Genomic DNA, 13,857 nt, shown 5'->3' with positions numbered 1-13,857 from the left:
GCGGCGAGAGCGGCTGCTTGGCAGAGCGCGTTTTGAATGATGTTGTTGTGGTCTGCGCGGAGCGCGCCGCCATTCTTCAAAGCGTTGTTCGGCTGCGTCCAACGAGAAAAAACAGGGGGCCGGCGATAGGAAAATTCATCCGCCGGGCGAAAAACCTCTGGCATGCAACCTGCTACGCCCAAGGCAGCATGGGTGCTGACGATCAGGCCCGGATGACGATATTGCGAAGAGGCGTTGTGGCATGAACCTGAGATTTCTCGAGACCTTCGTTTGGGTGGCGCGGCTGAAGAGTTTCCGCCTGACTGCCGAGAAGCTGTTCAGCACCCAGGCGTCGATTTCCAGCCGCATCGCCGCGCTCGAGGATGAACTCGGTACGCGTCTTTTCCTGCGTGATTCCAAGGGCGTGTCACTGACGCCCGAAGGGCAGAAGGTGCTCGAATACGCCGAGCGGATGATCGACACCATGCAGGCGCTGAAGCAGTCGATCAGCGATACCGGCAATATCCAGGGACGCATCCGCATCGGGGCGATGGATACCGTCATTCACACCTGGTTGAGTCCGTTCGTAACACGGGTGATGGAGCGCTACCCCGCAGTGGAGATCGAACTGACCGCCGACACCGCGCGCAACCTCAATGAGCAGCTGCTCAAGGGCTATCTGGACATCGTGTTCCAGACCGACATGGTCAATGGCGACAGCGTGCGCAATCTGCAGCTGGCGGTGTTCCCGGTGCGCTGGATCGTGCCCACCGGCTCGCTGTACCACCGCCGCTATGCTTCCACGGATGAGCTGGCGCGCGAGCGCATCATCACCTTCTCGAAGAACTCGCGGCCGCATCAGGACATTCTCAACCTGCTGCACGCCGGCAGCGTCAGTGCGCCGCGCATCAACTGCGTCAACTCCATCGCGGCGATGACCCGGCTGATTCGTGATGGCTTCGGGGTCGGCGCCTTGCCGCCGGCGCTGGTCCACGATGAACTCAAGCAGGGGGTGCTGAGCATTCTCGACGACGTTCCCGAGCCGCCGGCCTTGCCGGTGGTGGCCACCTGGCGCACCGGGGTCGGGCTGGAACTCAGCGAAGACATCATCGCCCTGGCCTGCGAGGCGCTCGACGTCTATGCCGAGGAAATGGGCGAAGCCTGCATGGCGCGCGTCGCCCCGGCGCCGGAACAGCAGAGCGCCTGAGCCCTTTCGCTGGTCGACGGCCCCTCGAGAAGCCCCCTCGGCAGGCTCGCTCAGCGCGCGTGAAACCCGCTTGCCTGTCTGTCATGCCCCGGCGCAGGCGGCCTTGCCCTGGTTTTCCAGGAGCCGTCAGCGATTGCCCGCTGCTGGTGCATTTGCCACAGCGATGCCCCGTTTCATCCCATAACGAATTCCGATCATGCGCCCCCGGTTTTTCTAGTTGGACAGGGTAGGGCGATGCGCTGAGACTCGAAATCGTCTTCCAGCCGCGCGTGCGGCGCACAAAGAACAATTAACAGGAGAGCACCATGAAAAGCATCGCATCGCGTTTCGCTATTACCGCTTTGGCTTGCGCACTGGGCGTCGGCGCCCAGGCTGCCGAGCGCTGGAACATGAGCGTCGAGCAGCCCGACGGCAACTTCATCACGACCGTGGCCAAGTCGTTCGCCGAGGACGTGGAGCAGGCCAGCCAGGGTGAGCTGCAGATTCGTGTGCACGCCAACTCGGTGCTGTTCAAGCGCCCCGAGGTCAAACGTGCGGTGCAGACCGGGCAGATCCAGGCTGGCGACGTGCTGATGTCGGTACTGGGTAACGAAGACCCGATCTTCGAAGTCGACAGCGTGCCGTTCCTGGTGCGCAACTACGAGCAGGCCCAGGCGCTGTGGGCCGCCAGCCGGCCGGCCGTCGAGGAGCGCCTGGCCAAGCAGGGCATCAAGCTGCTGTACGCCATGCCGTGGTCGCCGCAGAGCATCTTCACCAAGACCCCGGTCGCCAGCATGGACGACTTCAAGGGCATGAAATTCCGTGCCTACAACCCGGCCACCTCGCGCATGACCGAGCTGATGGGGGCGGTGCCGACCGTGATCCAGACCGGCGAGATTCCACAGGCCTTCAGCACCGGCATGATCAACGGCATGCTCACTTCGCCGACCACGGGCGTGGACTCCCAGGCCTGGGACTTCTCTTCCTACTACTATGACGTCAAGGCCTTCATTCCGAAGAACTTCGTCATCGTCAACGCACGTGCCTTCGCGCGCCTGCCGGAAGCGACCCAGGCTGCGGTACTCGATGCCGCCAAGCGTGCCGAGGCGCGTGGCTGGGCGATCGCCCAGGAGAAGACCGGCGAGCTGGTCAAGACCCTGGCCGACAACGGCATGCAGGTATCCGAGCAGGCACCGGCTGCGGTCGAGAAGGGCTTCGAGCAGATCGGCCAGACCATGACCGACGAGTGGCTCAAGCGCTCCGGGGCCGACGGCCAGGCTATCCTCGACGCCTACCGGCGTTGATGTCAGTGCCCATCGCGGCGTCGCAGCGATGGGTTTTTTCTTCAAGCTTGCCCAGGGAGCCCGCTGTTCATGACCCCACTGCACAAGCTCTACACCCTGTCCGGATGGCTGTCCGGCGTCTTTCTCGTCTCGATCTGCGTGCTGGTGGTGGCGCAGATCGTGGCCCGCCAGCTGGGCACCATGGTGCCGGCGGCCGATGAGTTCGCCGCCTACGCGATGGCGGCGTCCGGTTTTCTCGCCTTGCCCTATGCCCTGCAACGTGGCGCACACATTCGCGTGGAGCTGATGCTGCGCCTGCTGCCGCCTGGTGGCCGTCGTGCGGCCGATGTGCTGGCCACCCTGATCGGTCTCGGCATCGCCGCCTACCTGGCCTGGTACTGCACCCTGTTCGTGCTGGAGTCCTACGAGTTCAAGGAAGTGTCCTCGGGCCTGTTGCCGATCCCGATGTGGCTGCCTCAACTGCCGATGCTGCTCGGCACCCTGATCCTGGTCGTGGCCATGGCCGAGCGCCTGGTGCTGACCTGCCTGGGCAGGCGTTTCGAGTCTGCCGAGGCCGATACGGCGATGAGCGAGTGAGCCGCATGGCTCGATCCTTAATTGCGGCCATCGCCGCACTGATTCGTGAGTGAACCCGTGGACTACACAACCATCACCATTACGCTGCTGCTGGCACTGTTCGTGCTGCTCGGCGGCGGCGTCTGGGTCGCCCTGTCGCTGCTCGGCGTCGGCATCATCGGCATGGAGCTGTTCGGCGGCGCGCCGGCCGGCTCGATCCTGGCCTCCACCAGCTGGGCGTCCAGCGCCAGCTGGACCCTGACCGCCTTGCCGCTGTTCATCTGGATGGGCGAGATCCTCTACCGCACGCGCCTTTCCGAAGACATGTTCAACGGCCTGGCGCCCTGGATGCGCGGCATGCCGGGGCGCCTGCTGCACGTCAACGTATTCGGCTGCGGCATGTTCGCGGCGGTCAGCGGCTCGTCCGCCGCCACTGCGGCCACCATCGGCCGTATTTCCCTGCCCGAGCTGAAGTCGCGCGGTTATCCCGAGTCCATCGCCATGGGCTCGCTGGCCGGCGCCGGCACGCTCGGCCTGCTGATTCCGCCGTCGATCATGATGATTGTCTACGGGGTGGCGGCGCAGGTGTCGATCTCGCGCCTGTTCATCGCCGGCATTCTGCCCGGCCTGTTGCTGCTCGCCATCTTCAGCGGTTACCTGATGCTCTGGTCGGCCTGCAATCGCAGCCAGCTGCCGGAGGAGGGCGACCGCCTGCCGTTCATGGAAAAACTGCGCCGGGCCAAGTTGCTGATCCCGGTGCTGGGGCTGATCGTCGCGGTGATCGGTTCGATCTATGGCGGCATCGCCACGGCGACCGAGGCCGCGGCGGTGGGGGTGGTCGGCGCGCTGCTGATCGCGCTGTGTTCCGGGGCGCTGACCCGGGAGACCTTCATGGCCAGCCTGATGGGCGCCGTCTCCACCTCGTGCATGATCTTCTTCATCCTGCTCGGCGCGGCCTACCTGACGTCGGCGATGAGCTTCACCGGCCTGCCGGCGGCGCTGGCCGACTGGATCATCGCCAAGCAGCTGTCGCCGTACCTGCTGCTGCTGGCGCTGACGCTGTTCTTCATCGCCCTGGGCTGCTTCCTCGATGGCATCTCGATCATCCTGCTGACCACGGCGGTGATCCTGCCGGCGGTGCAGGCGGCGGGCATCGACCTGCTGTGGTTCGGCATCTTCGTCATCCTGGTGGTGGAGATGGCGCAGATCACCCCGCCGGTAGGCTTCAACCTGTTCGTCATCCAGAACCTCACCGGGCGCAACCTCGGGGCGGTGGCGCGGGCCAGCTTTCCGTTCTTCATGCTGCTGGTGCTGGCGGCGGTGCTGATCACCACCTTCCCGCAGATCGTCCTGGCGCTGCCCGAGGCCATGCGCGGCGCCTGACCCTTCTCCATGGCTCGTTCGCCCTGCGCTGGCGGGCCATGGTTTTTCTCTTTTGCACCGTCTCGGTGCAGCCTTGAAAGAAAATGTCGCAGCACCGCAAGCGGTTGCAGGGCTTCCCTCGTTAAGCTCGGCGGTCATACGTGACCAGTCGGTCGTCTCCCTTCGCGCCGGTCCGATGCGACTCGCAGGTGTCATTGTCGCTTCATGGACTAACGTTGAACTAGCAGACCATTGCAAACGTAGACGCGGCAGCAATGGCAACGCAGGTGGTTGTTCAACCGCCTGGCAACACCCAGCGGCAGCGATCCAGATGTCCTGTCGAACCACCAGCCCAACGGAGCAAAAACATGGCGTTCTTTACGGCGGCCAGCAAAGCCGACTTCCAGCACCAACTGCAAGCGGCCCTGGCGCAGCACGTGAGTGAGCAGGCGCTGCCACAAGTAGCCCTTTTCGCCGATCAGTTCTTCGGCATCATCGCCCTCGAGGAGCTGACCCAGCGGCGTCTTTCCGACCTGGTCGGCTGCACCCTGTCGGCCTGGCGCATGCTGGAGCAGTTCGATCACGCCAAGCCGCAGGTGCGGGCGTTCAACCCCGACTACGAGAAGCACGGCTGGCAGTCCACCCATACGGCGGTGGAAATCCTCCACGGCGACATCCCGTTCCTGGTGGATTCGGTGCGCATGGAGCTGAACCGCCACGGCTACAGCATCCATACCCTGCAGAACAGCGTGTTCAGCGTGCGCCGCGACAAGAACGGCCAGCTGCTGGAGATTCTGCCGCGTGGCACCCAGGGCGAGGGCGTGCTGCAGGAAGCGCTGATGTTCCTGGAAATCGACCGCTGCGCCAGCTCCGCCGAACTGAAGACGCTGGAGAAGGCCATCCACGAAGTCTTCGGCGACGTGCGCATGAGCGTTGCCGACTTCCAGCCGATGAAGGCCAAGGCACGCGAGCTGCTGGCCTGGCTGGACCGCGCCAAGCTCAAGGTGGACAAGACCGAGCTGGAGGAAATCAAGGTCTTCCTCGGCTGGCTGCTGGATGACCATTTCACCTTCCTCGGCTACGAGGAATTCACCGTGGCGCCCTCCGCTGAAGGCGGCACCATGGTCTACGACGAGAAATCCCTGCTCGGCCTGTCCAAGCGCCTGCGCTCCGGGCTCAAGGCCGACGAGCTGCACATCGAGCCGGAGGCGGTCGCCTACCTGCGTGAAGCGCAGCTGCTGTCCTTCGCCAAGGCGGCCGTACCGAGCCGCGTGCACCGCCCGGCCTACCCGGACTTCGTCTCCATCCGCGAACTCGATGCCAAGGGCAACGTGGTCAAGGAATGCCGCTTCATGGGCCTCTACACCTCGGCGGTGTATGCCGAGAGCGTGTGGAACATCCCCTACATCCGCCGCAAGGTGGATGTGATCAAGCAGCGCTCCGGTTTCGACAGCAGCGCCCACCTGGGCAAGGAGCTGGCCCAGGTACTGGAGGTGCTGCCGCGTGACGACCTGTTCCAGACCCCGGTCGACGATCTGTTCAGCACCGCCATGGCCATCGTGCAGATCCAGGAGCGCAACAAGATTCGCGTGTTCCTGCGCCGCGACCCCTATGGCCGCTTCTGCTACTGCCTGGCCTACGTACCGCGTGACGTGTACTCCACCGAAACCCGGGTGAAGATCCAGCAGGTGCTGATGGAGCGCCTGCAGGCTACCGATTGCGAGTTCTGGACCTTCTTCTCCGAGTCGGTGCTCGCCCGCGTGCAGTTCATTCTGCGGGTCGACCCGAAGAGCAAGACGCAGATCGATCCCGTGCGCCTGGAGAAGGAAGTCATCCAGGCCTGCCGTTCGTGGAAGGACGACTACGCCGGCCTGATGGTGGAGAGCTTCGGCGAGGCGCAGGGCACCAACGTGCTGGCGGAATTCCCCGGCGGCTTCCCGGCGGGCTATCGCGAGCGTTTCGCCCCGCACTCGGCGGTGGTGGACATGCAGCACCTGCTCAGCCTGAGCAGTGAAAAGCAGCTGGTGATGAGCTTCTACCAGCCGCTGGCGCAGAACGAGCAGCAGCTGCACTGCAAGCTGTACCACGCCGATGCGCCCCTGCCGCTGTCCGATGTCATGCCGATTCTGGAGAACCTCGGGCTGCGCGTGCTCGGCGAGTTCCCCTACAAGCTGCGCCGTGCCGATGGCCGCGAGTTCTGGATCCACGACTTCGCCTTCACCTACGCCGAAGGCCTGGATGTCGACATCCAGCAGCTCAATGACACCCTGCAGGATGCCTTCATCCACATCGTCGGTGGCGACGCCGAGAACGACGCCTTCAACCGCCTGGTGCTGACCGCGGCCATGCCCTGGCGCGACGTGGCGCTGCTGCGTGCCTATGCGCGCTACCTCAAGCAGATTCGCCTGGGCTTCTCGCTGAGCTACATCGCCGCCACCCTGGTCAACCACGCCGACATCGCCAAGGAGCTGGTGCGCCTGTTCCGTACGCGCTTCTACCTGGCGCGCAAGCTCACCGCCGAAGACCTCGACGACAAGCAGCAGAAACTGGAGCAGGCCATCCTCGCCGCGCTGGACAACGTTGCGGTGCTCAACGAGGACCGCATCCTGCGACGCTACCTGGACCTGATCAAGGCCACCCTGCGCACCAACTTCTACCAGAACGGCGAGCATGGTCAGGGCAAGGCCTACTTCAGCTTCAAGCTCAGCCCGCGCCTGATCCCGGACATTCCGCGCCCGGTGCCGAAGTTCGAGATCTTCGTCTACAGCCCGCGTGTCGAGGGCGTGCACCTGCGCTTCGGCGACGTTGCGCGGGGCGGTCTGCGCTGGTCGGATCGTGAAGAAGACTTCCGTACCGAAGTGCTCGGCCTGGTCAAGGCGCAGCAGGTGAAGAACGCGGTAATCGTGCCGATGGGCGCCAAGGGCGGCTTCGTGCCGCGCCGGATGCCGGTCGGCGGTTCGCGTGACGAGGTGATGGCCGAGGGCATCGCCTGCTACCGCATCTTCATCAGCGGCCTGCTCGACATCACCGACAACCTCAAGGATGGCGAGGTGGTGCCGCCGGCCAACGTGGTGCGCCACGACGCCGACGACCCCTACCTGGTGGTGGCGGCGGACAAGGGCACCGCGACCTTCTCCGACATCGCCAACGGCATCGCTGCCGAGTACGGCTTCTGGCTCGGCGACGCCTTCGCCTCCGGCGGTTCGGCCGGTTACGACCACAAGGGCATGGGCATCACCGCCAAGGGCGGCTGGGTCAGCGTGCAGCGTCACTTCCGCGAGCGCGGCATCGACGTGCAGAAGGACAACGTCACGGTGATCGGCATCGGCGACATGGCGGGCGACGTGTTCGGTAACGGTCTGCTGCTGTCGGAAAGCCTGCAGCTGGTGGCGGCGTTCAACCACATGCACATCTTCATCGACCCCAACCCGGACGCCGCGCGCAGCTTCGTCGAGCGCAAGCGCCTGTTCGAGCTGCCGCGTTCGAGCTGGGCCGACTACGATGCCAAGCTGATCTCCGAGGGCGGCGGCATCTTCCTGCGCAGCGCCAAGAGCATCGCCATCAGCCCGCAGATGAAGGCGCGCTTCGACATCGCCGCCGACCGCCTGGCGCCGACCGAGCTGCTCAACGCACTGCTCAAGGCACCGGTCGACCTGCTGTGGAACGGCGGTATCGGCACCTACGTCAAGTCCAGCAAGGAAAGCCACGCTGACGTCGGCGACAAGGCCAACGACGCCCTGCGCGTCGATGGTCGCGAGCTGCGCGCCAAGGTGGTGGGCGAGGGCGGCAACCTGGGCATGACCCAGCTCGGCCGTGTCGAGTTCGGCCTGCACGGCGGCGCCAGCAACACCGACTTCATCGACAACGCCGGCGGCGTGGACTGCTCCGACCATGAGGTCAACATCAAGATTCTGCTCGGCGAAATCGTCGCCGGCGGCGACATGACCGAGAAGCAGCGCAACAAGCTGCTGGCGCAGATGACCGACGATGTTTCCGAGCTGGTGCTCGGCAACAACTACAAGCAGACCCAGGCACTGTCGCTGGCCGAGCGCCGTGCGCGCGAGCGGGCGGGCGAGTACAAGCGCCTGATGAACGCGCTGGAAAGCGCCGGCAAGCTGGATCGTGCCCTGGAGTTCCTGCCGTCCGACGAGGAACTCAACGAGCGCGCCAACAACGGCCAGGGCCTGACCCGTCCGGAGCTGTCGGTACTGATCTCCTACAGCAAGATCGACCTCAAGGAGTCCCTGCTCAAGTCCCAGGTGCCGGATGACGACTACCTGGCCCGCGAGATGGAAACCGCCTTCCCGGATATCCTCACCGAGAAGTTCGGCGACGCCATGCGCCGTCACCGCCTCAAGCGCGAGATCGTCAGCACGCAGATCGCCAACGACCTGGTCAACCACATGGGCATCACCTTCGTGCAGCGCCTGAAGGAGTCCACCGGCATGAGCGCGGCCAACGTCGCCGGCGCCTACGTCATCGTGCGTGACCTGTTCCGCCTGCCGTACTGGTGGCAGCAGATCGAGGCGCTGGACTACAAGGTGCCGGCCGACCTGCAGCTGCAACTGATGGACGAGCTGATGCGCCTGGGCCGTCGGGCCACGCGCTGGTTCCTGCGCAGCCGTCGCAACGAACTGGACGCCGCCCGCGACGTGGCGCATTTCGCGCCGCGTATCGAGGCGCTGGTCGGTCGCCTGGACGAGCTGCTCGAAGGCCCGGCGCGCGAGCAGTGGCTGGCGCGCTACCAGAGCTTCGTCGAGGCCGGCACGCCGGAGGAACTGGCGCGCGTGGTCGCGGGCACCAGCCACCTGTACACCCTGCTGCCGATCATCGAAGCCGCAGACGTGACCGGCAAGGATGCCAGCGAAGTGGCGACTGCCTACTTCGCGGTGGGTGGCGCGCTGGAACTGTCCTGGTACCTGCAGCAGATCACCAACCTGCCGGTGGAGAACAACTGGCAGGCACTGGCCCGCGAAGCCTTCCGCGACGACCTCGACTGGCAGCAGCGGGCGGTCACCGTGTCGGTCCTGCAGATGGTCGACGGCCCGCAGGACATCGAGGCACGGGTGACGCTGTGGCTTGACCAGCATCAGCGCCTGGTCGATCGCTGGAAGGCCATGCTGGCCGACCTGCGCTCGGCGACCGGTACCGACTACGCCATGTACGCCGTGGCCAACCGCGAGCTGATGGACCTGGCGCAAAGCGCCTGAGCCATCCGCTGAAAAGAAAAGCCCCGCCTAGTGCGGGGCTTTTCATTTCAGGCCGCGCGCGTAGCCCGGATGAAATCCGGGGCCGGGCTACGGGGCTGTACTACGAATTCCCCGGATTGCATCCGGGCTACGGACACAGCGCCCACAAGATTTGCTCCCCTCTCCCATTTATGGGAGAGGGGCCGGGGGAGAGGGCCGGGCGCGCCGCACTTCGCCAAACCAGTACGCCGCCGCATTGACCACCTTCGTAGCCCGGATGAAATCCGGGGCCGGCTACGGGGCTGTACTGCGGACTCCCCGGATTGCATCCGGGTTACGGTCGCAGCGCCCGCACGGTTTGCTCCCCTCTCCCATTCATGGGAGAGGGGCCGGGGGAGAGGGCCGGGCGCGCCACACTTCGCCAAACCAGTGCGCCACCGCATTGATCACCTTCGTAGCCCGGATGAAATCCGGGGCCGGGCTACGGGGCTGTACTACGGATTCCCCGGATTTCATCCGGGCTACGGATGGAGCGCCCGCACGGTTTGCTCCCCTCTCTCATTCACGGGAGAGGGGCCGGGGGAGAGGGCCGAACGTACCGCGGTCAAAAGACCGTGCCAGCACTTGCGTCAGCGCAACATCTGCTCGACCAGGCGTTTCTCTTCGGAGAGTTCGCGCTGGCGTGCGTCGATGCGCGAGGCCAGCTGGAAGTTGTTGCTGGCGCGGCGCTTGGCGTAGTCCAGCTGTTCGATCGCCTGGTTGTAGTCACCCACCAGTGCGAAGAACTCGGCGCGCGCCTGGTGCAGGCCGATGGTGTTGCCGCTCAGGCCACGTACCTCGGCGACCTGGTACCAGACGTCCGGGTCCTTGCTGCGGGTCTTCAGCAGGTCGTCCAGCGCTCGCTCGGCATCCGGGATGCGCTGCTGCTTGAGCAGCAGGTCGATGCCGCTCTGTTGCAGCGGATAGTTGCTGGGGTACAGGGTGCGCATGCGTGCCTGGCGGCGATCGGCCGCATCGAGGCGGTTGGCGGCCATGTCCAGCTCGATCTGCGCCAGGTTGTAGACGATGTCGTCCGGGGCCTTGCTCAGCAGCGGTGCCAGGGTCTTGCCGGCCTCGTCGAGCTGGCCGGTCTTCATCTGCGCCAGGACCAGGCCATAGCGCGCGGCATCCAGCCCCGGGTTCTCGTCGAGCATGGCGCGGAAACGCTTGGCGGCGACCCCCGGGGTCTCTTCATAGGTCAGTTGCACGCGGGCGCGCATCAGCTGGTAGCGCAGGCTGTCCTCGCGGCCTTCCACCGGGTACTGCTCGGCGCGGTTGCGGGTGTCGGCGATGCGCGACTCGGAAACCGGGTGGGTCAGGAGGAATTCCGGCGGCTTGGCGTCGTAGCGGTACTGGCGCATCAGGCGCTCGAACATCGACGGCATGGCGCGCGGGTCGTAGCCGGCCTTTTCCAGGTTGACCAGGCCGATGCGGTCGGCCTCCTGCTCGTTCTGGCGCGAGAAGCGGCGCTGCTCCTGAATCGCCGCAGCCTGGGTCGACATGATCGTGGCGATGCCGGCATCCCCCGCGCCCGCTGCCGCGGCGACGATGCCGGCGAGCATGGCGGCCATCAGCGGCAGTTGCATGCGCTGCTGCGCCTCGACGCCACGGGCGAAGTGGCGTTGCGACAAGTGCGCCAGTTCGTGCGCCATGACCGAGGCGTACTCGGCTTCGGTCTGGGCGTAGAGGAAGAGGCCACCGTTGACCCCGACGATCCCGCCTGGGGCGGCGAAGGCGTTGAGCTGCGGACTGTTGAGCAGGACGAACTCCAGGCGGCGGTCCTGCAGCTGGCTGGTTTCCGACAGGCGATAGACGCTGGATTCGACGAAGTCCTTGAGCTGCGGGTCGTCCAGCTGCGAGACCTGGCCGCGCAGCAGGCCGAGCCAGGCACGGCCGAGTTGGTGTTCTTGCTGAGGGGAGACGATCGAGGAGCTGGCATCGCCAAGCGACGGCAGGTCACTGGCTCCCGTGTGGGCAGCGAACAGGCAGGCCAGCGTCAGCAGGGTGGGGCGCAGAAAAGTCATGCACTCAGGGCTCTCGGAGGGCAAAGGGGGTTACTGTAGCCGGCCAGCTAGCGCGCTGGCCAGGGTTGCAGTGGCTTGGTTATCCTAGCGCCCTTATCAGGAGTAGACGATGACAGACGTACCGGCTTTCGATGCCGAACTCGACGCCTGCGGGCTCAATTGCCCGTTGCCCTTGCTCAAAGCCAAGCTCGAGCTCAATCGCCTGGCCAGCGGCGCCGTACTCAAGGTCAGTGCCACCGATGCCGGTTCGCAGCGCGACTTCCGCGCATTCGCCACGCTGGCCGGTCATGCGCTGCTGCATGAAGAGGTCGACTCGGGTGTCTATCGTTACTGGCTGCGCAAGGCCTGAGTCCTTCGCCGTCCTCCCCAGCACATCTGCAGATTAAGGATCGTTGATGGTCAAGGTTATACGCGACTGGCTGCACCGCTACTTCTCCGACGAGCAGGCCGTGGTGCTGGCCGTGTTGCTGGTGCTGGGGTTCGCCGTGGTGCTGACCCTGGGCGGGATGCTCGCGCCGGTGCTGACCGGCCTGGTGCTGGCCTTTCTGATGCAGGGCATGGTCAACGGCCTGGAGCGCATGCGGGTGCCGCAGGTGCTCGCCGTGTGGCTGGTGTTCACCCTGTTCATGGGCTGCCTGGCGGTGTTCATGCTGGTGCTGATGCCGTTGCTGTGGCAGCAGCTCAGTACCCTGTTCAACGAGCTGCCGCGCATGGCGGCCGAATGGCAGTCGGTGTTCCTGCTGCTGCCGGAGCGCTACCCGAACCTGATCACCGACGCGCAGATCGTGCAGTTGATCACCAGCATGCGGGGCGAGGCCGGCAAGTTCGGCCAGTGGGCGCTGTCGTTCTCGCTGTCCAGCCTGCCGATGCTGGTCAGCGTGATGATCTACCTGGTGCTGGTGCCGATCCTGGTGTTCTTCTTCCTCAAGGACCGCGAGCAGATCGGCCAGTGGTTCCGTGGCTACCTGCCGCGCGAGCGGGCGCTGATCAGCCAGGTCGCGCAGGAGATGAACCAGCAGATCGCCAACTACATCCGTGGCAAGTTCATCGAGATCATCATCTGTGGCGTGGTCACCTACATCGCGTTCGCCTACCTGGGGCTGAACTACGCGGCGCTGCTGGCGCTGCTGGTTGGCCTGTCGGTGGTGGTTCCTTACATCGGCGCGGTCGTGGTGACGGTGCCGGTGGCGCTGATCGGCCTGTTCCAGTGGGGCTGGAGCGACCAGTTCATTTACCTGATGGTGGTCTACGGCATCATCCAGGCGCTCGACGGCAACGTGCTGGTGCCGTTGCTGTTCTCCGAGGCGGTCAATCTGCACCCGGTGGCGATCATCTGCGCGGTGCTGCTGTTCGGCGGCCTGTGGGGATTCTGGGGCGTGTTCTTCGCCATTCCGCTGGCCACGCTGTTCAAGGCGGTGATCAACGCCTGGCCGCGCACCGAGCTGGAGTCTGCACAGGCCTGAGAGGGCGGGTCGCAGGAGCCAGCGGTCTTTGCTCCTTGTCTGGCCGCTGGTGCTGGGGCCGCGTTGTTCCTCTGGGAGAGGGCTCATCCGCGACCAGCGGTGTGCGCCTGGGGCGCATCACCCCGTAGGCGCGGCTTCAGCCGCGAAACAGGCGAATGACTGGAGCGATATCCCCGTCAAACGAAAAAGGCCGCGAATGCGGCCTTTTTCATGCTCGGTCCCGCTGGTGCGGGGCTCGGCATTCGCGGCTGAAGCCGCTCCTACAGCAGGCGTGCCCGGTCTCAGCGCTTGTGCAGTTCCTGCGCGGCGGCCAGCACCTTGTCGACATGGCCGGCAACCTTGACGTTGCGCCATTCCTCGCGCAGCACGCCATCCTTGTCGATGAGGAAGGTGCTGCGCACGATGCCCATGTACTCCTTGCCGTAGTTCTTCTTCAGCTGGTACACGCCGAACAGGTCGCACAGGGCGTGCTCCTCGTCGCTGATCAGCTCGAAGGGGAACTCCTGCTTGCACTTGAAGTTCTCGTGCTTCTTCAGGCTGTCCATCGACACGCCGAAGATCAGCGTGTTGGCGGCCTGGAACTGTTCGAAGCGCGCGCGGAAGTCCAGGCCCTCGGTGGTGCAGCCGGGCGTGGCGTCCTTCGGGTAGAAGTACAGCACGACCTGCTGGCCCTTGAGGTCAGACAGTTTCACCTGCTGGCCGCTGGTTGCTTCGGCCTGGAAGTCGGCAACGGCTTGGTCGATGGCTACGGTCATG

Annotated in this window: 9 protein-coding genes; 7 read left to right on the top strand and 2 right to left on the bottom strand. The window is 65.1% G+C overall.

Going from position 1 to position 13,857, the window contains the following annotated elements; translation table 11 throughout:
- Positions 1-241 precede the first annotated feature (241 nt).
- The 5 genes from EWH21_RS16630 (at position 242) to EWH21_RS16610 (ending at position 9,596) form a co-directional block, all read left to right on the top strand.
- Entirely contained in the window at positions 242-1,186 is a 945-nt protein-coding gene (locus tag EWH21_RS16630; protein ID WP_047591671.1) for a LysR family transcriptional regulator, read from the top strand.
- Between the two features lie 305 nt (positions 1,187-1,491).
- Positions 1,492-2,469, top strand: coding sequence for a TRAP transporter substrate-binding protein (locus EWH21_RS16625; RefSeq protein ID WP_277698869.1), 978 nt, complete (start codon positions 1,492-1,494; stop codon positions 2,467-2,469).
- 69 nt (positions 2,470-2,538) lie between these two features.
- Positions 2,539-3,045: a TRAP transporter small permease gene (locus EWH21_RS16620; RefSeq protein WP_037056200.1), complete on the top strand. Its 507-nt coding sequence runs from the start codon at positions 2,539-2,541 to the stop codon at positions 3,043-3,045.
- Positions 3,046-3,102: 57 nt separating this feature from the next.
- A complete protein-coding gene (locus EWH21_RS16615; protein WP_152489161.1) occupies positions 3,103-4,407 on the top strand; it encodes a TRAP transporter large permease subunit in 1,305 nt (434 codons plus the stop codon).
- A gap of 347 nt (positions 4,408-4,754) precedes the next feature.
- Positions 4,755-9,596, top strand: a complete 4,842-nt coding sequence (locus EWH21_RS16610) for an NAD-glutamate dehydrogenase (protein ID WP_277698868.1) — start codon at positions 4,755-4,757, stop codon at positions 9,594-9,596.
- 608 nt (positions 9,597-10,204) lie between these two features.
- Here the strand turns inward: EWH21_RS16610 and EWH21_RS16605 are convergent.
- Positions 10,205-11,638 carry a M48 family metalloprotease gene (locus tag EWH21_RS16605; protein ID WP_047589932.1) on the bottom strand — a complete coding sequence of 478 codons (1,434 nt, stop codon included), beginning with the start codon at positions 11,636-11,638 and terminating at the stop codon, positions 10,205-10,207.
- Between the two features lie 109 nt (positions 11,639-11,747).
- On the opposite strand from EWH21_RS16605, the gene EWH21_RS16600 reads away from it, so the two are divergent.
- A complete protein-coding gene (locus EWH21_RS16600; RefSeq protein ID WP_037057431.1) occupies positions 11,748-11,987 on the top strand; it encodes a sulfurtransferase TusA family protein in 240 nt (79 codons plus the stop codon).
- A 46-nt stretch (positions 11,988-12,033) separates the two neighbouring features.
- The gene (locus EWH21_RS16595) at positions 12,034-13,101 is read left to right on the top strand and encodes an AI-2E family transporter (RefSeq protein ID WP_037057428.1); all 1,068 of its coding nucleotides are present in this window, start codon (positions 12,034-12,036) and stop codon (positions 13,099-13,101) included.
- 281 nt (positions 13,102-13,382) lie between these two features.
- Here the strand turns inward: EWH21_RS16595 and EWH21_RS16590 are convergent, their stop codons facing one another.
- Complete coding sequence (locus tag EWH21_RS16590) at positions 13,383-13,856, bottom strand: peroxiredoxin (RefSeq protein ID WP_277698867.1); 474 nt, start codon at positions 13,854-13,856, stop codon at positions 13,383-13,385.
- Position 13,857 lies beyond the last annotated feature (1 nt).

The organism is Pseudomonas sp. REST10 (assembly GCF_029542605.1).
In the GTDB taxonomy this organism is placed as follows: Bacteria; Pseudomonadota; Gammaproteobacteria; order Pseudomonadales; family Pseudomonadaceae; genus Aquipseudomonas; species Aquipseudomonas khazarica.
Note: the sequence above shows the minus strand (reverse complement) of the source record. Positions and strands in the feature narration are given on the sequence as shown.

Excerpts from the sequence above, each read along its gene's own strand:
- EWH21_RS16605 (WP_047589932.1), bottom strand. The coding sequence starts at position 11,638 with ATGACTTTTCTGCGCCCCACCCTGCTGACGCTGGCCTGCCTGTTCGCT.
- EWH21_RS16630 (WP_047591671.1), top strand. The coding sequence starts at position 242 with ATGAACCTGAGATTTCTCGAGACCTTCGTTTGGGTGGCGCGGCTGAAG.
- EWH21_RS16610 (WP_277698868.1), top strand. The coding sequence starts at position 4,755 with ATGGCGTTCTTTACGGCGGCCAGCAAAGCCGACTTCCAGCACCAACTG.
- EWH21_RS16625 (WP_277698869.1), top strand. The coding sequence starts at position 1,492 with ATGAAAAGCATCGCATCGCGTTTCGCTATTACCGCTTTGGCTTGCGCA.
- EWH21_RS16600 (WP_037057431.1), top strand. The coding sequence starts at position 11,748 with ATGACAGACGTACCGGCTTTCGATGCCGAACTCGACGCCTGCGGGCTC.
- EWH21_RS16595 (WP_037057428.1), top strand. The coding sequence starts at position 12,034 with ATGGTCAAGGTTATACGCGACTGGCTGCACCGCTACTTCTCCGACGAG.
- EWH21_RS16590 (WP_277698867.1), bottom strand. The coding sequence starts at position 13,856 with ATGACCGTAGCCATCGACCAAGCCGTTGCCGACTTCCAGGCCGAAGCA.
- EWH21_RS16620 (WP_037056200.1), top strand. The coding sequence starts at position 2,539 with ATGACCCCACTGCACAAGCTCTACACCCTGTCCGGATGGCTGTCCGGC.